The sequence below is a fragment of the Acinetobacter sp. AOR41_HL genome, from assembly GCF_027854645.1.
Taxonomy (GTDB): Bacteria; Pseudomonadota; Gammaproteobacteria; order Pseudomonadales; family Moraxellaceae; genus Acinetobacter; species Acinetobacter nosocomialis.
On the sequence record NZ_JAKTHZ010000023.1, the window covers coordinates 94514 to 114392 of the forward strand.

Here is a 19879-nt window from a genome sequence, read left to right on the forward strand (position 1 = left end):
TCTTAATAACATATAATTACTCTTCATCATCATGACAATCATTTTTCTTGTTTTTTATATTCACATCAGTTGTATAATTAATTGCAAAATTTAAATTTATTAAATCTTCTTTTCTAAAGACTTTCGGAACTATATTCCAAACATTTTTACCGTTAGTAACGAATGCCAAATTAAATTCCGGAACTTTATTATTATTCGTATCAATTTGATATTCCACAGAAAATCCATCTTTTTTCTTGCCAATAATATTATATATACGTGGCTCCTTTAACCCTTGATCACAAGCTTGATATATATAAATTTTGTTTTTTAAAATTTTAATTGTACTTTCACTACAATAACACCCACCTGTTTCTAACTCTTTCATAATACCATTTGTGTATTTAAATGGTTTTATTAGGTTTCCCTCTAAACTATCAAGGTCCAAATATGACTTTTTCAAATCTTTTATTTTAGAATTATTAAAATCACTTAAACATTTATAGTTTTCACTACTTGCTTCTTTCCCATTAAATTTACATTTTAAATTTCTATCTTTCAACCAAGAGCGTTGAGTATCTACCAGATACTTAACTTCATTTTTATTATCACTGATATAGCTTTTTATATCTGAATATATACTATTCAGATCATGCTCACTATTACTATATATTGTTTTCTCGTCTAACCGTTGTGGTTTATAATCTGCAGCATTTGAGCAGGCACTCAAACTAAAGACTAACAGTAAGCCAAGAAAATTAATATTAATGCCTTGCATCATATACTCCTTTAACAAATAATTGATATTCACTATTACGTCTTTTAGTTAAACCGAGATCTGGAACCCTTTTTCCATTTACAGTTATTTTATTTATATCTAACATTTCTTTAGGCCCATCTTTATAATTAGTTTCATTAATAAGCTTACATAAATTAGGTGCTTTACTAGCAATATTCCCAATATTGAATGCTAACGATACTAAAGCATCAAATTCATATTGGTAAAGCGGAACTCTAATAGCTTTCTTAACATAAGCTTCATGTTTCAAAACATCTTCATCAAAATAAGTTTTAGCTTGAGATATTGAGATAAAATCTTTTAAAGCCTTTTTCCCTAAAGCTTTACATGACGCTTGACCTACTAGATGTCCCCAACCAACTGTACAATATCCCTTAGAATCATTGTAATAATATGTCCCTTGCCCGTCAGGAGTTAAATACTTACCTTCCCATTCTTGAATAAATAACCTTGCATTTGTACTTGTTGTTAAATTGCTTATAGGTATTCTATTTCCTTTCGGAGTCTGAGAAGGAGTTTGAGGTAACTGTAAATCAAAACTATTTCTATATCCTTCTAACAATATTGCTAAGGGATCAGCTATATCATCACGTCTTGAATATAGTCCGTGCTCTTTTATTGTAAGATTTGACGCATCATCTAATGAAAAACCATTGCCTGTAAAATATTCAAAATGTAGCATCGAGACATTATGTGCTGTTTTTCCAGCAATAGGTATAACTGCTGGTCCATTGTTTTTTTTCATTACGCCTGTTTTACCCAATATTTGGCCTTGCGTAACGGGGTCGCCCACTTTTAATGTTATTGATTTTGGATCTAGTTCACCATACCTAATTATAAACTCTCTACCATCATCAGTTTTATGTCTAATACTTATTTGATTAGTGTGTAAATAAAATCCTTGTGAAGCTATTACTTTACCAGGCGCTATAGCTACTACTTCAAAGCCACTTTCTGCCTTGCTGACAGGTTTACAATTACTATATAAATCTCTTCCCGCGTGTCTTCTATTACCACCTCTATTTCTTCCAAAAATTGCCATAGAAGCATTAGTATCATTGAGTTTAGCGCCCCAATAATAATTTGACAGTTCTCCACTTATATCATTAATAGGTTTTTCTTTAAAAGGAAAAATAATACTTGGTTTATAATTAGATATATTTTGTTTTGGATTACCAGTATCTTGACTTTCAGCATTCACATTTTTTAATTCTGGTGCTGTACTATTAAGAATCTGATCTTTAATATAATTATAGACTTTATCTGCACTAATATCAGACACCCAATCTGGAGCTTTTGCTAATGTACCAAACCAATGGTCATCTTTATCATCATGATTATCCTTCTTAGCAGCTCCATTATTAATATTAGAGTTATTATTTATTTTTTTTGGTTCTGCTTTAACTCCCTTGTTTAAAGGTAACTTTAGTATTTGTCCTTCAGAAATCTTATTTGCATCATTAATTTTATTTATTCTTTGAATCTCTTCAATATTACAATTCATTTCTTTTGAAATTTTTAATAAAGTATCGCCTTTTTTCACCTTATATGTTTTTCTACTATATTGACCAGCTTGCCCTTTCTCTCTGAGCTGAGTTTTTATTAAAACTGATGGACTATATAGCTTGACAATAGCATGGCTTTTTTCAAGACAGACTCTATTGATAAGTTGCATTTGATTTAAAATATTTTGAAAGTAGATATCAAGAACTACTCCTTTATCTCTACTTATGTCAACAATTGCTCCTTTAGAATTTGTTAATCCTTCAGCAACGAGTTTATTACCATTTTTTATTTGATATTTAGCATTCTTAATGGGATGTCCTAGCAAGTCTAATAGAATAAAGGTTACTAAACACTTATTTTTCATTCTTTTTCACTCCTAAAGTAAAATCCTCATCATCCCATTCATCAACAATTACATCCCACAGTTCTTGCTCTTTTCCAACTAAAACTTTTATATTCAACGGATCTTCTTTTGTAATTTTCCCAGTTCGCCCATGTTCATCTAGGCCTCCTGAGATAAATGAATTTGTTGCTGGAATAAAAGCTTTATAACTAAACTGACTAAAATCATTCTGCCAAAACAAATCATAAACATCCAACTTATTACTATACATCATGGTACTTGGCAGTTGAGGAACCTCATAAGAAACCTTGGCCCCACCCGTAAACAAATGCTGCCCAGCTTTACTTTCAAACTTACCACCTGTTGTTGAAAACACGCCATTGGCATTAATTTTGAGCTGTGACCCACCAGCTGTTAATACAATTTCTTTTGGACTCGTAAGCTCGATTTTTTCTTCAGTAGAAATGAGCTTGATGACTTTCTTGGCAATTGCTTCAATAGCATCATCTTGCGCTTGTAGTTCGAGCTTTCCTTTTGCTGCATAAGCACGCAAACCTTTTTGAGCAGCAAACAAACTGATTTTGTCTTGTGCATGCCCAATAATATTTTTCTGTGCACTTAAATTAATTGAACCGCTGGCACTTTCAGCAATATCTTGCGATGCTTGCAGGATAATATTTTCAGGTGTGGTCAAGGCAATGCCATTTGGTGAAGCTAATAGCATTAAGGCTTGTCTAAAGATTTTGCCTTGTTCTTGCTGTTTAGTATCGGAACTGCTTTCTAAACCTTGGGTATAACCCTCCATAAAGCCTTGTAAAGAACTCAATGCTTTAGAAGGTGACACTTCCAATTTACTGCCTTTACTAAAAGTGCCACATACACTCATCATGTCAAAGTCTTTAGTCTCAACATTGGCTAAGACTTTTCCGACCTCTTTAATACTCTCAAATGGATTTTTATGAATGCGATCTTTAATGCTGGCAAGTTTACCTTTAACGATGTCGGCACCATGTTCTTCAACGTTTTCGATGAACGCTTTTAAGTTTTCCACTGCATCTTTGGCATCGCTAAAGAAAGCATTAAATTCATCTACAACGCCTTTTGCGTTTCCGCCTAGAGCACCAATATCCTCAATAAAGCCGCCACAGCTTTTGAGTGCATGAATAGGATCGTTATTAATGCCTTCCTTAAATAGGTTTACCGTACTATTTAATGCTTGTCCTGTGGTTTTTAGTTCAAGCGACTGGATGAATTTGGGTAAGCGATTAATCACGTTTAAAGCATCAGTTTGTTGCTTGGCTGCAACTTCACTGAGCATTTTCATGCTTTCATAGCCTTGTGAAAGTAAAGATTGTGCTTGTGCAGCCTCTAAATGGTCGGCAATCGCTTGCTCTTGTGCATAGGTACTAATGAGCATGCCTTTACCCGCACGCACAGCTCCCCAAGCATCTGTTCTGAGTTCAAAGCCTTCACCTCGGCCTTGGCTCGTCTCTTGTTCTTTTGGATGGCTTAAATTACCCAAATTCAGCTGTGTTGCTGCATGGCTACTTTGGAGCTGAGTACTGATTTGTCCGGTTGTGTCATCAAAGCGTAATTGGTTGAAGCCACTTCCATTGATTTCTTGACTGCGAATCCCGCTCAGTTTTTTAGTTGCAGGAAGTTGCCCTTTTACATCGAACTTAGTGGGTGAGCGCTGCGCTTCATGGATGCGCCCAGTCACAAATGGACGGTCAATATTGCCGTCAAAGAAGTCAATAACAACCACTTCACCAATACGCGGCAAGAAACGTGCCCCATAACCTTCTCCTGCCCAAGGAGTCAGTACATCCACCCAAGCCGAGTCGGTATCATTGTCATTGCTACCTGCACCACCATCATGGCCATGATCATCACTACGGGTAAATAGAAAACGTACTTTAATGCGTCCCCATTCATCGACATGAATGGTTTCTCCCTCTGGTCCCACGACTTTTGCTCGTTGTGGGTAGGCAATTGGGCGATGCTGTTCTGGATTATATTCAGGCGCAGTTTTGATTTGACGGCGTATTAGAGTCAGCTCATTACCTTGACGTTCGATATCATCATAACCATTTTGATCCCAACGACTTTGGGTTAATAACTGGCTAACCTGCTGGTGTAAATCTTTAGGTAAGTTATTTTGATTATAGAAGTTTTTAGCAATGATCAAGAACTCTTGATCTGCCCCTTCATGCTGATCAATTTCAGGGTGCTCGCGTAGATTAAACCAATACCCGACTTGGCTATCGCGGACACTACTATAGGCTTTAAAGTATTTAGCCCGACTCGCATGCATGTCGGTGAAGTGCTGATTTAGTTTTTCTAATTGACTACTGCCTGAAGCCGTTGCCTGATCTTCCCCTTTTAAATCTTGCATCCAAGCCGGGCTTACATGCCATGCTTGCTCAAGACTTAAAGTGGCGGAGTCAAAGCTGTCTGAATGTGTATGCGTGGTAACAACCGAACCATTACCCTCTTCTTGTGCAAGGGCATCGGGTTGCCAGCGCTGCACATGTACCGCTGTCGGTTGCAAACTCCGTACTGCAACAAAGCCAGTAATACTATCTTGATATTCGGTTGCGCTACTTCTGTGATAGCGAATACTACGACGCTCTAAAGCCTGATACTGGCTATTGTCATCAATTAATCTTAGTTTTTGAGTTTGTATTGGCGCGGTAAAATGCGGAACAAAAAGCTCTGTTTCATCAATGAGCCAACTAATACCTTCACTTCGCCATAAGCGTGTAAGAAAGTCATAGTCAGACTCATTATGCTGCATAGTAAAAGGTCGAATATCATAGTTTTGACCTAAGCCACTCAAGTCTAAACTTAAACTCGAAGCAAACAGTGGACTTTTTTCTTGCCACTCTTTAAATAAAACTTCGGTAATTTCTACGATACTTTTATTCATAAAAACACGACTATTACGGCGTTTGTGCCATAAATTTGTCGCATCTTCTATAGTCAGCTTATAAAGCGTTAAAGCACCATCACTTTGTCCATAACTGGCTTCAGTCACAATACCTGTGGTTCGGAACAATTGGCCTGAATCTGTGACTTGATCAACAGCGACCTGAACACCAATAAATTGCTTCAATGCAATTTGGGCATTGGTTGAAAGGCAGATCAATTCCGCCATTAGGCCACCATTCAACTGATGTTGACCTTCTATACGTTGTAAGAATATTTGGTTATTGAGTAGTTCATTAGAAAATTGTACATGGATAGCACGTTTCTGAGCATTTAGCCCTATTTTTTCCAAGACACTAAATATATTAAAAACCATTTTTTTATAATCATTAGGATATATAAACGGCTGCACTTTATAAAAAACAGAACTATCTGTCTACAAAATTATGCGTTATTTCTATCAATTTTTCTTATATTTTCACTTGTTCGAATATGATTAAAAAAAGCCCAACTTAAGTTGGGCTTTTTTTAATCATATTAAATTCACTTTTTAGCAGTCTTAAATGCCGGATAAAAACGGAATAACTGCCATAAACAAACCAGTAAAAGTAAAAGGAAATAAACCAAAGACCATACTGGTAAAGACTGACCTAAAAAAGTCCAGTCAATTGCAGCACACTCACCTGAACCCGAAAGCACTTCTTGTAAAACTGCTTTCATGGGTAATGCATCGATTAAATAATTTAAACCTGGTCCACAACTTGGTACTTGGTCTGGTGGTAAATGCTGTAGCCAAACATGACGGCCTGCCACGCCCACTGACCATAAAATTGCAATGCCTGCTAAAAATGCATAGAAGCGTTTAACCGCATTAGAAACCGGGTTATGCAAAAATGCAATGAGCGCCACGAACCCCATTGCCATTAAGCCAACACGTTGAAAAATACAGAGCGGACATGGCTCTAACCCTTTTACATGTTCCAAATATAACGCAAAAGACATGCCGACAATGCTTGCCAGTACAAGCAGTCCACTCACCAAACGGTAACTTAATCGCATGTAAAACCTCATTTTTATCTATATTGTTCAAGATATTGATCAAAACTGATCTGACTATCTTGTTCAAGTTGTTCTTGCTGCTGTAAAGATTGTGCAGCCAATTGTTCAAAATATTGCAAAGTCTCTGCACTGATTTCATGCTTTTCATAACTTTCAGCATGCATCTGTGCCATATGACTGCCAAAGCTCCAGGTTCCACCATGCTTTAACGTGTCATCAATCACATGCGCAGATAGTGTTTCATCTACTTCATCAATACGTTCTTGCATCACGGCCAAAGCCGAGCTGTACAGATCTGTCGCATAGGTCTGATCGAGTAACTTGGCACAATCCTGCATATTAGAAATGTGCTGACGTGCCCAATCTTCAATATGGTAAGACCCGTTTAAATCAGTAATCGTCGCATTTGGCGCTCGGCCACGATTGACCACTTCTGTCTGGTTCTTCTCAATCAAATCTTGCTCGGGACATAACAACTCAGGGCTATCACTGAGCAAGCAATAAAGCGCCAGAGCCTCAAGGAAACCAGCCGTTGTTTCATTTACACCAATTGGCGAATATGGATTTACATCCACTGCACGAAGTTCAACATAACCCACTCCTCGATTTTGCAAGGCTTGAGAAGGTGTTTCTCCCGCGTGCGGGACCTGTTTTGGACGCACGAGACTGTAATATTCATTCTCGATCTGTAAAACATGATCATTAATTTGCAACGGTTCACCAGAGGCATCATTTAACCCTAAACGGCTAAATGGCGGGTAAGGAGAATGTACTGCTTTTTGTAAACCAGCCAGATAACCAGATAAGTTGTTGTAATGGATACCTAAACTTTTTTGTGCCGAGTTCTGGTAGCCTAAACGTCCCATCCGTAATGCTGTAGCATACGGTAAATAGTATGACCCTTTGATTAAAGGCAACAAATGATGTTCATGTCCGGTCAAGAAACAACGACAAACCGATGGACTCGCCCCGACTAAGAACATAACCAGTGGGGTCAGACGAATAAAGTTACGAATAAGCCCAAAATAACGGTGGCTACGATAATCTTGCAGACTGAGTGCTTTTAATTTTTCGTCAGTTTCATGTTCCTGCAAGGCAGAAAAAAGAGAATCGGGAAAAGATAAATTATAGTGGACGCCTGAAATGGTCTGCATACGGCGACCATAACGAATACCCAAACCACGGCGATAAAGTGTCTTAAAACGACCAATATTAGAAGTACCGTATTGAGCTAATCGAATTCGTTCTTCGTTGTCATCTAGCATACATGGCATAGACAAGGGCCAAAGCTTTTCGCCATTTTCTAAATGACGATGCACAACGGCATGAATATCGGTGAGCTCATGTAGGGCATCCTCAATGGTTGGCTGTGGTGAGGTAATAAACTCCATCAACGCTTCAGAATAATCTGTGGTGATTTTCGGATGTGTTAAAGCTGAACCTAATGCCTTTGGATGTAACTCTTGTGATAAGAACCCATTACTTTGCATACGTAGGCTTTCACGTTCTATTCCACGTAACATGCCTTGTAGTAGCGACGAATCCACCCAAGCAGGAATAACTGATTGAGATGGTGTAGTGGGTTGACTCATGCATTTGCTCGCTTATAAAAGATCACTATATACAAAATCGTGACATGATATGGATATTGATATGATCACATCATTTCGGTTTGGCAATTTTTATCACAATCTTGTTATTTAAGACACGAAAGAATTGTGATTTTATTGAAGAATAATTGCTAAAGAGTTGTCAATATCATGAACGATCAAGACATTTTAAACTTCTGGTTTTCACCTGAACACCGTTCACTTTGGTTTGCAAAAAGTGATGATTTTGACAAAAAAATCCGTGATCAATTTGCAGATATTCATCAGCAGGCAACTCGAGCAGAACTTTGGTCTTGGCGGAAAACCCCAGAAGGTCGTCTTGCAGAGATTATTGTGCTAGATCAGTTTTCTCGCAACATTTATCGTGATCAACCTGAATCTTTTGCATATGACAGCCTCGCTTTAGCTCTGTCACAAGAAGCAATTAGCTTACAACTCGATGCACAGCTTAATCCTGACCAGCGCTCATTTTTGTATATGCCATTTATGCATAGTGAATCAAAATTGATCCATGAGTTTGCTTTAAAGTTATTTCAACGCCTCGGCAATGAAATTAATTTAAGCTTTGAGAAAAAGCATAAAGTGATTATTGATCGCTTTGGACGTTATCCTCATCGCAATGCCATCCTTGGACGTGCCTCAACACCAGAGGAAACTGAATTTTTACTAGAACCGAACAGTAGTTTTTAAGACTTCTCTTTTTTAATGCTGAGTCATCCATTCTTCCATGCTCAGCTGGGAGTTCACCATGAAATATCTCTCTCTTTGTTTAGCTTTAGGCACTGCCTTAACTCTAAGTGCTTGTTCAACTATACCGAGCAAACCAAAAACCTTCGATCAGCTTGGCCAGTTTTCAGCCTATCCGTTAAATGCTCAAACGTTTCGAATCAGTTTCCAAGCTGACTCAAACATGAGCTATGGAACAGCTGAAGAAATTACTTTAGTGAAATCAGCACAAACGACCGTACAAAAAGGCTTCCGCTTTTTTAAAGTACAAAATGACCCAAGTAATCAAAGCCAAAAACCACCTCGTCAGGCTGTGGTTTATCCAGCTGCACCGAGTTTTTATCCGTATGGTTATGGGCGTCGTTATCCGGGTTTCTGGCATGATCCGTTCTATGATTTCCCACAAGTGGTCAATATCGACCCTGTTCAAGTGTCGTATACTATTGAATGTTATCGGGATCAAAAGCAGGCCCCTCAAGACGCTTTTGATGCAACGTTAATTCTCAAATCCATCGGACAAAAATATGGCTTAAGTCCGACAGGAGAGTTGTTGCCACCGCCTGAACCGCCAGTAAAACAAAAATGAATAGGATGACTGTATGAATATGGCAGAAGAAGTACACCATGCACCCAATCTGAAGCGCAGCAAATATTTCGCTACTATGGCGCTTGTTATTGTAGTAGTGCTGTGGATTGGGTTATTGATTGCCAATCGCTTTCTGCCTGAGTATACAAACTTAATTCATATTTTGATGTTAGGTGCGGAAGCTGGCGTAGTGGGTGGACTAGCAGATTGGTATGCGATTACCGTTTTGTTTCGAAACCCATTTGGTAAGCTTCCTATCCCTAAATTTTTGCGGGATCATACCGAAATTATTCCGCGCAATAAGGCCCGTATTGCAGAGTCAATGGGCCGCTTTGTGCAGGAAAACTTTCTGTCACCTCAAGTGGTAGAGCGAAGCTTAGAAAAAACTGACCTAAGCCTCGCCATTGGACAATGGCTAGCCAGTCCACAAAACAATACGCAAGTGGTACAGCTTATTCAGCAAACTGTACCTAAAGTTTTTGAATTTGTGAGCCAAGAACAAATTGCCAATTTCGTGCAAAACAACAGCGTGCAATGGGTGCGTAATACTCAAGTCAATAAACTTGCGAGTGAAATGCTGCGTGCAGTATTGGAAAATGATTTCCATCAAGATGTATTGCAGCGTGGTCTCGATATCGCGCATGAGTGGGTGGTACAAAACCCGGATAAAACTCGTGAATTAACCCGAAAAATGTTTAAAGCACTAGGCGTCTGGTCACTTGCAAAAGGTGCAAGCTGGATTGGTATTGATGTTCAGCAACGTACTATTGACTCACTGGTTGAAAAAGTAGAATCCATGCTGGCCGACCACGAGCACCCATGGCGACAGGAAATTGAAACTATTGCCCATTCGCTTATGCTGGAGCTAGCAAATCCTGATAGTGTTGCCAGTCAACGCTTAAATAGCGGTAAAGATGCGCTATTAGATAGCCCTCAAGTTCTAAATTTCATTAGTGGTGCTGTGACTATTTTGTGTGATGCCATTAAAGAAGATTTAATGAAAGAAGACTCTGGTATTGCAATGAACCTCAGAGCTGCCATTCAGCAGTTGGGTGAAAACCTTGTCCAAAATGTAAAAGTTCGTGAAGTTCTCAACAAAGAAATGACAGGACTTGCCATGAACTTTACGGACCAATATAGCCATAAAATCATACGCTATGTGAGTGAGCGCATTCATGAATGGGACTCACGTGAAATGATTGGAAAAATTGAAAACGAAGTCGGTGGCGACTTACACATGATTCGTGTCAACGGTGTTGTGGTCGGTGCATTTATCGGTTTAACTCTAGGTGTAATTCGCGCAGCGATTGAATCGATTTTATAACGTTAATAATTATCTTAAGAGAATAACATGCTACAGCTTCAGTCAAAATTGCCCGCACAAGGGGTCACTATTTTTAGTACCATGACGGCAATGGCACAGCGCTTAGGTGCACTTAACCTTTCACAAGGTTTCCCGGATTTTCCTGCACCGCCTGCTTTGCTCGAAGCTTTAGCTCAGGCAACTTTGGCTGGACATAACCAGTACCCACCTGGTGATGGCATTCTCGCGCTACGTGAACAGCTCGCTTTACAGTTTCAGCAGCGTGATCAAATTCAACTTGACCCTATCACAGAAATCACAATTACCCCTGGCGCGACCATAGCAATTTTCTGTGCCATACAAGCCTGCATCAATGCAGGTGATGAAGTCATTATTTTTGATCCGAGTTATGACAGCTATGGACCTTCTGTCGAGTTAGCAGGCGGTAAAGCTGTTCGTATTGCTCTACAAGCACCTGACTTTAAAGTGAACTGGCAACAAGTTAAAGATTTGATTAACGATAAAACCCGTATGATTGTGGTGAATACACCCCACAATCCAACTGGCACCATTTGGGAAAAACAGGACTGGTTAGAACTTATTGAACTGATTCAAGATAAAAATATTTTGGTTTTATCCGACGAAGTCTATGAACACTTAGTTTTTGATGGTCAACAGCACTTTAGCGCGTTGCATTTTCCAGAGCTTAGAGAACGTAGTTTTGTGATTGGCTCTTTTGGAAAAACCTTTCATGTGACAGGCTGGAAAACCGGTTACTGTGTTGCTGCACCTGAATTAATGCGTCTATTCCGGCAAATTTATCAATATGCAAATTTCTGTGGTACGACGCCTTGTCAGATTGCGCTTGCGCAATATATGCAGCAACATCCAGAACATATTCAGGAACTTTCACAGTTTTATCAGACTAAACGAGATCGTTTTAATCAGGCAATTCACAATAGTCGTTTTTTATTTAAACCATCTCAAGGGACTTATTTCCAAAACCTTGATTACAGTCAGATTAGACCCGACTTAAACGATGTTGAAATGTGCCAGTTTCTTGCCGAGCAACATAAAATTGTGGCTATTCCTGTTTCAGTGTTTTACCAACAAGCACCTGAGTCTTTACGCCTGATTCGTTTCTGCTTTGCTAAAAATGATGAAACATTGCAAAAAGCAGGAGAAATCTTGAATGAATGTTAATAAATTTAGAAACTTAGCATAGTAAAACACTACAAGAAATTTCAACTAAATATGCTAAGTTGAATGTCCGCCCCGCTCATCAAAGAGATGGGCGATGGAGAACACATGCCACCAAGACAATCTTTAATACATCAGCAAAATCTATGGAAAACATTTTTTGTTTTCTTATTGCCGCTCATTGCTACCAATATCTTGCAAAATTTATCTGGCACCATTAATACCATCTTTGTTGGACAAATGATGGGTGTCGATGCAATTGCCGCAGTCTCTGTATATTTCCCCATTTTGTTTTTACTACTTGCCTTTATTATTGGAGTTTCAACTGGTACTACTGTTTTAGTTGGACAGGCATGGGGCGCGCAGGATATAGAAAAAGTTCAAAGTGTGGTGGGTTCTACTCTTTTTATGACCATCATTGGGGGAGTCATTACCGCGATTATTGGGGCATTCTTCGCCCATGATATTTTAGAGCTTTTAGGTACTGACCCCAAGGTGATGCATCTTGCTTTACCTTATGTGCGATGGATGCTCGCAGGTAGTCCACTTTTATTTGTTTATATTATCTATACCTCAATTTTACGTGGTGTAGGTGACAGCACCACGCCCTTACTGGCACTGGCTTTAACCAGTGTAATCGGTGTGATTATTACCCCAATTTTGCTTAAAGGTTATTTTGGCTTCCCTGCTCTAGGGATTATTGCACCCGCTATAGCATCAATTATTAGTTATATTGCGATTTTAATTTTTCTTGCGATTTATCTAAATAAGAAAAAGCACCCACTTCGACCGAACCGCCAGCTTTTGCAGCATATCCGCCACAACCCAGAACTGAGCAAGATCATTTTACGTCTGGGTGTGCCAACTGGTATTCAAATGATTACCACCTCTATGGCGGGACTCGTGATTGTAGGTTTAGTTAACCGCTTTGGCGCTCATGCCACAGCTGCCTATGGTGCCGTTAACCAAGTACTCAACTATATTCAGTTCCCTGCTTTGTCTATCTCAATTGCAGCTTCAATTTTTGCAGCTCAAGCAATTGGTGCGGGTAAGTCAGACTTACTCGCACGTGTCACCCGCACAGCTTTAGGCATGAACTTTTTATTTACAGGTGTGTTAATTGCACTTGGCTATCTATTTTCAAAATATTTGATGGCCTTATTCATTACCGACCCAACTGTGGTGGTATTAGGACAGCAGCTCTTATTTATTGTACTTTGGGCAATTTTATTTTTTGGTGCAGGTGCTATTTTTGCATCAATCATGCGGGCCAGCGGTACAGTTACCGTCCCAATGCTGTTAAATATCTCGGCTATTTTGTTGATTGAAATCCCATGCGCTTACTGGTTTAGCTCCATGTGGGGGCTTAAAGGGATCTGGATTGCTTATGCCTTGGCATTTGTGAGCCTTTGTATCGTTCAAGGCTTGTATTACCAGTTTATATGGAAGAAAAAGAAGATCAAAGTTCTTATTTAAAACAGCTTAAGCCTTATAAAAAAAGCCATCAATTGATGGCTTTTTTAATTTAAATCTTATTTCATCCATTTGGTTACAACGGTTGAAGCACGTTGATATCCAGTTGGGAACAAACGCTGAAGTGCATCAAGAAATTTTGCATCACTACCAATCAATAAACGGCGTTTATTTTTCAAAACGGCATCTAGAATTTGACGAGCTGCTTCTTCTGGTGGGGTACGTAGGAATTTATCAAAGTTTTGAATAGATTTAGCTGGGTCCATACCCAAACTACTCAAACTGTCATTCATTTTTGCAGCTTTAGCAATATTGGTGCGAATGCCGCCAGGATGTACACATAGCGAACTTACGCCACATTTTTCAATGTCTAACTCTTGGCGTAACGATTCGGTAAATCCACGCACCGCAAATTTGGTTGCATTATAGCCAGACTGAGTTGGCTGAGCTGTTAAACCAAATAAGCTCGAAATGTTAATAATGTGCCCATCTTGAGTTTGCTTAATGAACGGTAAAAATTCTTTGGTACCGTAAACCACGCCCCAAAAATTAATTCCAACAATCCACTCTAAATCTTCGTAGCTTGCGCCTTCTACAGTTGAACCTAAAGCGACACCAGCATTGTTAAAAATTAGATTAACAGAGCCATGATCTTGAACGGTTTCCTGTGCCCACTGCTTTACCGCTTCACGATCAGAAACATCCAACTTTTTAGTCGTTACAGTAATATTACTGTACGGTTTTAATAGCTCAACAGTTTTCTCTAAACCCTTTTCATTAATATCACTTAATGAAAGATGGCAGCCTTGTTTCGCCAAGAGAATTGCTAATTGTTGCCCAATGCCAGAACCTGCACCTGTGATTGCAGCGACTTTGTTTTTAAAATTTTTCATTGTCCATCCTTTGTTTTTCGATTTGCACAACCGGTTCATTGCATGTGCACTTTAGACTCTTTTAATATAATTTTGACAATATTCATTGTCAATATAGTACACTGTAATTTCAGATAGATTGGCACAATTCTGCTGACGGCTTTATCATAAGCCTCATACTTGCTGAAAAACCGATAAATCAGGAAACCATTTATTTATGGCGACAAACGACTCAACCAATAAAAAGAAAACAAAAACTGCGGGTAAAGAACGCCAGTTCAAAGGATTATCTCTTTCTGAGCGTAAAGAGGCACGCCGCGAAAAACTCATTGAAGCCGGTATTGCGACTTATGGAACCCTTGGCTTTTTTTCAGTGACGGTAAAAGATGTCTGCCAAGAAGCAAAACTCACTGAACGTTATTTTTATGAATCATTTAAAAAGAGTGAGGATTTATTCCAAACTATCTTTTTAAAAATGATTGAAGAATTACAGCAAAACTTAATGCAAGCTGTGATTAAGGCTGCACCCGATCCAGAAAAAATGGTCGATGCAGGGTTAAGAGCGCTACTGACAACCTTAAAAGATGACCCTCGTTTAGCTCGTATCGTCTATGTGGATGCCGTTTTGGTTCAGGAATTACATAATCAGGCCACCATTCAGGAAACCCTTGCCCAGTTTGACCGTATGATTCAAGCGTTCGTTATGCTGACCATGCCGCAAATACAGCACAAGGAAAATGAGCTCTCTTTAATTGCAACGGGCTTAAACGGATATGTGACTCAAATTGCGATTCGATGGGTCATGGGTGGCTTTGAGCAGTCTCTTGAACAAGTTTTAACAGCCTGCCGTATCGTTTTCTTGTCTTTGTTGGCACAAGTTTCAAAATAATATTAAAGTTTTTTGACACTGCTTTCAGGCTAAAAACCTAGCAGGAAGCAATCTGTTAACATATTGAATGGATTTAAGAAAATTTATGCATCCCTGTCATCATTCGGTCATGTGCTTGCCGTATTTTTGTCACAAATTATTGCTAAATTCGATTTTATAGACTTTTCTGCAATGAAATTGTCATAATTAATCTTTGTAATAAGCCTGTCATAACTACAAAACGGTTCACCGTTAAAATCTACAAGGTATTACGCTGTGAAAGATGACTATATTTTAATTGTCGATGATGAGCTTCCTATTCGTGAAATGATCCATACTTCTTTGGATATGGCAGGCTTTCAATGTTTACAGGCTGAAGATGCCAAACAGGCCCATCAAATTATCGTCGACCAACGTCCAGCACTTATCTTGCTTGATTGGATGTTACCTGGAGGCGTAAGTGGTGTGGATTTATGCCGCCGCTTAAAACGCGATGAAAACCTAGCAGAAATTCCAGTCATTATGCTGACTGCGCGCGGTGAGGAAGACCACAAGGTACAAGGTCTAGATGCCGGTGCAGACGATTATATGACTAAGCCATTTTCAACACGTGAACTGGTTTCTCGTATTAAAGCTGTTTTACGCCGTGCAAATGCGCTAAGCGGTGAAAAAACAATTGATGCCAATGGTTTAATTCTTGATCCTGTAAGCCAACGCGTAAGCTTTGGTAACAGCATTTTAGATATGGGACCAACAGAATATCGCTTGCTTGCATTTTTTATGACCCATCCAGAACGTGCATATACACGTGCCCAGTTGCTCGATCAGGTGTGGGGCGGTAATGTATACATCGAAGACCGTACCATCGATGTACATATCCGTCGTTTGCGTAAAGTGTTAGAACCTTTTGGTGTTGACCGATTTGTTCAAACCGTACGTGGTACAGGTTATCGTTTCTCTACACGTGCAGATTTAGCCGCAGGTTAACCAAAATTTATGTATGAACCCTACCCCGTCCCTGAACAGGTACGTGAACAAAAGCTTTCCCGTTACAGTAGTTTGTGGACGTTTGCTAAACAAGATTTACGACTTTTATTATTTTTCCTGATTATTGCAGGTTTAGTCGGTTTAGGGGTTGGGTATTTCTGGAGCTGTATTTTTATCGCCTTCGTGGTGTTTTTTGCGCTCCAGTTACGTTCTTTATATTTGGTGAATGACTGGATTGCCAACAATCCTTACGATGTTCCTCCCAACCTAAGTGGTATTTGGGGGGCATTATTATTTAATGTGTATCGTGCTCAGCGTCAGGAACGAATTGTTCAGGCCGAAATGGTTGGGCTAATTGACCGTGCCCAATCTTCTTTAGTTGCCCTAGCTGAGGCAGTTGTTTTAATTGATGATCAACATCAAATCGAATGGTGGAACCCAGCCGCAGAGCGTTTACTGGGAATTAGTCCACTTGACCGTGGTCGCAACTTATTAACTATTTTGCGTCAGCCTACTTTTATTGAATATTTTAACAATATTGATCAAGCGCCCGATGGGATTAAACTCCATTCGAATCTTGATGATGACCGTTATGTGCAAGTCAAACTCACACGGTTTGGTGGTGAAAGCCGCTTACTTGTCGCTTATGACGTGACTCGTATGCATAACCTTGAGCAAATGCGTAAAGACTTCGTCGACAATATTTCGCATGAACTACGTACCCCCTTAACTGTACTGAGCGGCTACATCGAAACATTTACCGACCAAGAAGATATTAGCCCACGCTGGAAACGTGCATTTGACCAAATGCAATCACAAACAAAACGTATGAATGCGTTAGTGAATGATTTATTGCTGTTATCAAATTTAGAAAACAACAAAAAAATTGCAAAAAATCAGATTATTGAAATGCCGAGCTTAATGAATCAACTGTTTGATGATGCTCAGGCCTACAATGCCGATTATGGACACACACTCAATTTACATATTGATAGCCACTGTGACCTGATTGGTTCCGACATGGAAATTGCCAGCGCATTTAGTAACTTAATTACCAATGCCATTAAATACACACCCAAAGGTGGAACCATTACCATTGGCTGGCATGATGACGGTGAACATGCTTACTTTAGCGTACAAGATACCGGTATCGGGATTAACCCGAAACATTTACCACGTCTGACCGAACGCTTTTATCGCGTAGATAGTGACCGTAGTCGCCAAACAGGTGGAACGGGTTTAGGCCTTGCGATTGTAAAACATGTACTGATGCAGCACGGTGCTTATTTAGATGTGCAATCTAAAGAAAATGAAGGGTCAACCTTTACCGCAGTTTTTCCAAAAGAAAGACTATATAACATGACTTAAAGTTGCCTTCTCATATATAAAAAGCCGACTCTTGAAAAGTCGGCTTTTTTGTCACATTTCAAACTATTTATTTAAAATTAGAGCAATAAGATTTAGTCTGATTTTTTTCTATAATATTTAAAAAGTTGGTGGCAAAAGTACTACTCTGACGCAGTGCATCGCGATGATCTCCACCATCAATTGTTTGATAAATAGTTGGCTTTTTTGATTTGCATAGCTGTTGGTAATAAGCATATGTCCCTCTCGGGTCAACCAAATGATCTTTAGAACCTTGTACGATCATTAATGGTACGGTAGGCACCATATTTTCAATGGACTGTTGCTTCAGATAAGTCAAAAGAGGGCTTAAATCTGCATTAGCTTTAAATATACTAGAAGGAGATTTCTTCAAGTCAGATTGAAGTTCAGATAAACAGCGGCTACGTGCTTGCGTTAGCACAGTGTTCATTTCGGGACTAATTAAATTTTCAGGGACAATGCTTGGTTCTGCTGCTTGTGCTCCCAATAACACAATCGGGAAGAAAGCTGCCACGCTAGGTTCTGGGTTTGGATTAGTTTTTACATACTCTGCAATGCCTTCATATTGATAGCCACCTGGCGCAAGCGCAATCGCTCCTTTTAAATCTAATTCAGGTGCATCTTTTTGCCCATAAGCCGCCACGGCAATAGCAGCAGCTCCGCCTTGGCTATGGCCCATCACTAGCCATTGTTTATTAAAATCTTTTGGCTTAACTGCATGTAACGCTCGTACGGCATCTACCACCGTGTGCAGTTGGCTCTTGGCATTCATATAAGGATGTGCACCTAGCGTACCTAATCCCTGATAATCGGGTGCAACGACCGCATAGCCGCGTGCAAGCCAAGAATCTAAAGCTTTGGAAGCAACTTCTTGATAAGAATGAACAGGGCCACCTACATAGTCACCAGAAGGTGCACAGGTGTCAGCAACTCCGGTCGTGCCATGCGCCCAAGCCAGTATAGGCCAGCCATTTTTTGGAGGCGTTCCTTTTGGTAATAAAACAAATGCTGAGGCAACGATAGGTTCACCATTCACACCTCGACTACGATAATTGACCAGCAAACGTTGATCTGCATGAGGAAATAAACTCGTCACATCATGTTGTTCGATGGACAGTATAGAACCCGGTTTTTCACTCACTATTTGCTTACTCAAATCTGTCATTGGAGTAGCCATAGCAGAACCGGATGCCAAACATATACTACTCAATAAAAATTTTAATAAAGAATTACTTTTTCTAATCAAGGGATTACTCCTCTACTTTCTAATCATCATTTCAAATTGAACTTATAAAAAATATGCCCCTATTGCATATAACGAACCCAACAAGAGGCAAATGAAAGAACTCACATACCAAAATAGATCACTATTTCCACTAAATCTAGCCTTTAACCATGGAAATGCCAAACCACGCAAAATAAATGGAATGGCAACTAGGGCTTGTTGAGAATTAACAAAGGGTACTGATTAATTTATAATAGTACTATGGATAGATACATACTTACTGATGCCCAATGGGCAAAAATGGAACCTTTTTGCCTAGGTAAAGTGACCGATCGAGGTCGTAGTGGAAAAGATAATCGATTATTTTTAGAAGCAGTCCTTTGGATTGCCCGTACAGGCAGTCCATGGCGTGATCTACCTGCTCATTTTGGTAAATGGAATACCGTCTTTAAAAGATACCGTGATTGGGTGAAAGCTGGTGTATTTGAAACTATTTTTGCATCTGTAAATGAAGATGTTGATTTGGAATACGCCATGATTGATGGAACGATTGTTAAAGTTCATCGACATGGGCAAGGTGCAAAAGGGGGACTTTCAAACAGTCTATAGGTAGATCTCGAGGTGGAATGACCTGTAAAATTCTTGCCTTAGTGGATAGTCTAGGCAACCTCATTAAGTTTCGATTAATGCCTGGTCAATATCACGATTTAGTAGAAACCAAACCTTTAATCGAAGATGTTGATTTTCAGGCATTACTAGCGGATAAAGCATTTGATGCAGATTGGCTCATCCAAGAACTCAATGAACGTAAAGTGAAAGTGGTGATCCCACCTAAATCTAATCGAAAAGTAATGAGAGCATTTGATACGATTATGTATAAATGGCGTCATCTCATTGAAAACTATTTCTGTAAGTTAAAAGAATTTAAACGTATAGCGATGCGTAGTTGTAAAACAGATACGAGTTTTGAAGCCATGATTCAATTGTGCGCGAGTTTAATTAACTCTCGGTAATTCTCAACAGACCCTA

The 19879-nt window shown here is 39.3% G+C and carries 15 protein-coding genes and 1 pseudogene; 9 read left to right on the forward strand and 7 right to left on the reverse strand.

The window, feature by feature from the left end; translation table 11 throughout:
- Positions 1-16 precede the first annotated feature (16 nt).
- The 5 genes from MKL35_RS08765 to gshA form a co-directional block, all read right to left on the reverse strand.
- The gene (locus tag MKL35_RS08765; protein ID WP_032011055.1) at positions 17-757 is read right to left on the reverse strand and encodes a lysozyme inhibitor LprI family protein; all 741 of its coding nucleotides are present in this window, start codon (positions 755-757) and stop codon (positions 17-19) included.
- Positions 744-2648, reverse strand: a complete 1905-nt coding sequence (locus tag MKL35_RS08770) for a glycoside hydrolase family protein (RefSeq protein ID WP_032011057.1) — start codon at positions 2646-2648, stop codon at positions 744-746. The genes MKL35_RS08765 and MKL35_RS08770 overlap by 14 nt, the downstream gene beginning before the upstream one ends.
- The gene (locus tag MKL35_RS08775; RefSeq protein ID WP_106479482.1) at positions 2638-5931 is read right to left on the reverse strand and encodes a type VI secretion system Vgr family protein; all 3294 of its coding nucleotides are present in this window, start codon (positions 5929-5931) and stop codon (positions 2638-2640) included. The genes MKL35_RS08770 and MKL35_RS08775 overlap by 11 nt, the downstream gene beginning before the upstream one ends.
- Positions 5932-6098: 167 nt before the next feature.
- A complete protein-coding gene (locus MKL35_RS08780; protein ID WP_006581420.1) occupies positions 6099-6614 on the reverse strand; it encodes a disulfide bond formation protein B in 516 nt (171 codons plus the stop codon).
- Positions 6615-6628: 14 nt separating this feature from the next.
- Positions 6629-8206: a glutamate--cysteine ligase gene (gshA, locus tag MKL35_RS08785; RefSeq protein ID WP_006581421.1), complete on the reverse strand. Its 1578-nt coding sequence runs from the start codon at positions 8204-8206 to the stop codon at positions 6629-6631.
- Positions 8207-8374: 168 nt separating this feature from the next.
- Between gshA and MKL35_RS08790 the strand changes: the two genes are divergently transcribed.
- The 5 genes from MKL35_RS08790 to MKL35_RS08810 all read left to right on the forward strand — a co-directional run bounded on the left by MKL35_RS08790 (position 8375) and on the right by MKL35_RS08810 (position 13515).
- Entirely contained in the window at positions 8375-8914 is a 540-nt protein-coding gene (locus MKL35_RS08790) for a DUF924 family protein (protein WP_004711430.1), read from the forward strand.
- Positions 8915-8972: 58 nt separating this feature from the next.
- On the forward strand, positions 8973-9536 hold the full coding sequence (locus tag MKL35_RS08795) for a CC0125/CC1285 family lipoprotein (RefSeq protein ID WP_004884951.1): 564 nt from the start codon (positions 8973-8975) through the stop codon (positions 9534-9536).
- A 13-nt stretch (positions 9537-9549) separates the two neighbouring features.
- Positions 9550-10860, forward strand: coding sequence for a DUF445 domain-containing protein (locus MKL35_RS08800; protein WP_004884953.1), 1311 nt, complete (start codon positions 9550-9552; stop codon positions 10858-10860).
- A 27-nt stretch (positions 10861-10887) separates the two neighbouring features.
- Positions 10888-12042, forward strand: coding sequence for a pyridoxal phosphate-dependent aminotransferase (locus MKL35_RS08805; RefSeq protein WP_004884954.1), 1155 nt, complete (start codon positions 10888-10890; stop codon positions 12040-12042).
- A gap of 105 nt (positions 12043-12147) precedes the next feature.
- The gene (locus MKL35_RS08810; protein WP_006582440.1) at positions 12148-13515 is read left to right on the forward strand and encodes an MATE family efflux transporter; all 1368 of its coding nucleotides are present in this window, start codon (positions 12148-12150) and stop codon (positions 13513-13515) included.
- A 56-nt stretch (positions 13516-13571) separates the two neighbouring features.
- On the opposite strand, the gene MKL35_RS08815 is transcribed toward MKL35_RS08810, so the two are convergent.
- A complete protein-coding gene (locus MKL35_RS08815) occupies positions 13572-14405 on the reverse strand; it encodes an SDR family NAD(P)-dependent oxidoreductase (protein WP_002053911.1) in 834 nt (277 codons plus the stop codon).
- Positions 14406-14601: 196 nt separating this feature from the next.
- Here MKL35_RS08815 and MKL35_RS08820 point away from each other — a divergent pair, with 196 nt between their 5' ends.
- The 3 genes from MKL35_RS08820 (at position 14602) to phoR (ending at position 17607) form a co-directional block, all read left to right on the forward strand.
- Positions 14602-15273: a TetR/AcrR family transcriptional regulator gene (locus tag MKL35_RS08820; protein ID WP_002053829.1), complete on the forward strand. Its 672-nt coding sequence runs from the start codon at positions 14602-14604 to the stop codon at positions 15271-15273.
- 255 nt (positions 15274-15528) lie between these two features.
- Positions 15529-16239 (forward strand): phosphate regulon transcriptional regulator PhoB, encoded by a 711-nt coding sequence (gene phoB, locus MKL35_RS08825; protein ID WP_000650776.1) that lies wholly within the window; start codon positions 15529-15531, stop codon positions 16237-16239.
- Between the two features lie 9 nt (positions 16240-16248).
- Positions 16249-17607, forward strand: a complete 1359-nt coding sequence (gene phoR / locus MKL35_RS08830; protein ID WP_002053999.1) for a phosphate regulon sensor histidine kinase PhoR — start codon at positions 16249-16251, stop codon at positions 17605-17607.
- 67 nt (positions 17608-17674) lie between these two features.
- Here the strand turns inward: phoR and MKL35_RS08835 are convergent, their stop codons facing one another.
- On the reverse strand, positions 17675-18871 hold the full coding sequence (locus MKL35_RS08835) for an alpha/beta fold hydrolase (RefSeq protein ID WP_032011064.1): 1197 nt from the start codon (positions 18869-18871) through the stop codon (positions 17675-17677).
- Positions 18872-19111: 240 nt separating this feature from the next.
- Here MKL35_RS08835 and MKL35_RS08840 point away from each other — a divergent pair.
- Positions 19112-19863 (forward strand): annotated as a pseudogene (locus MKL35_RS08840) (IS5 family transposase).
- The last annotated feature ends 16 nt before the right edge of the window (positions 19864-19879 follow it).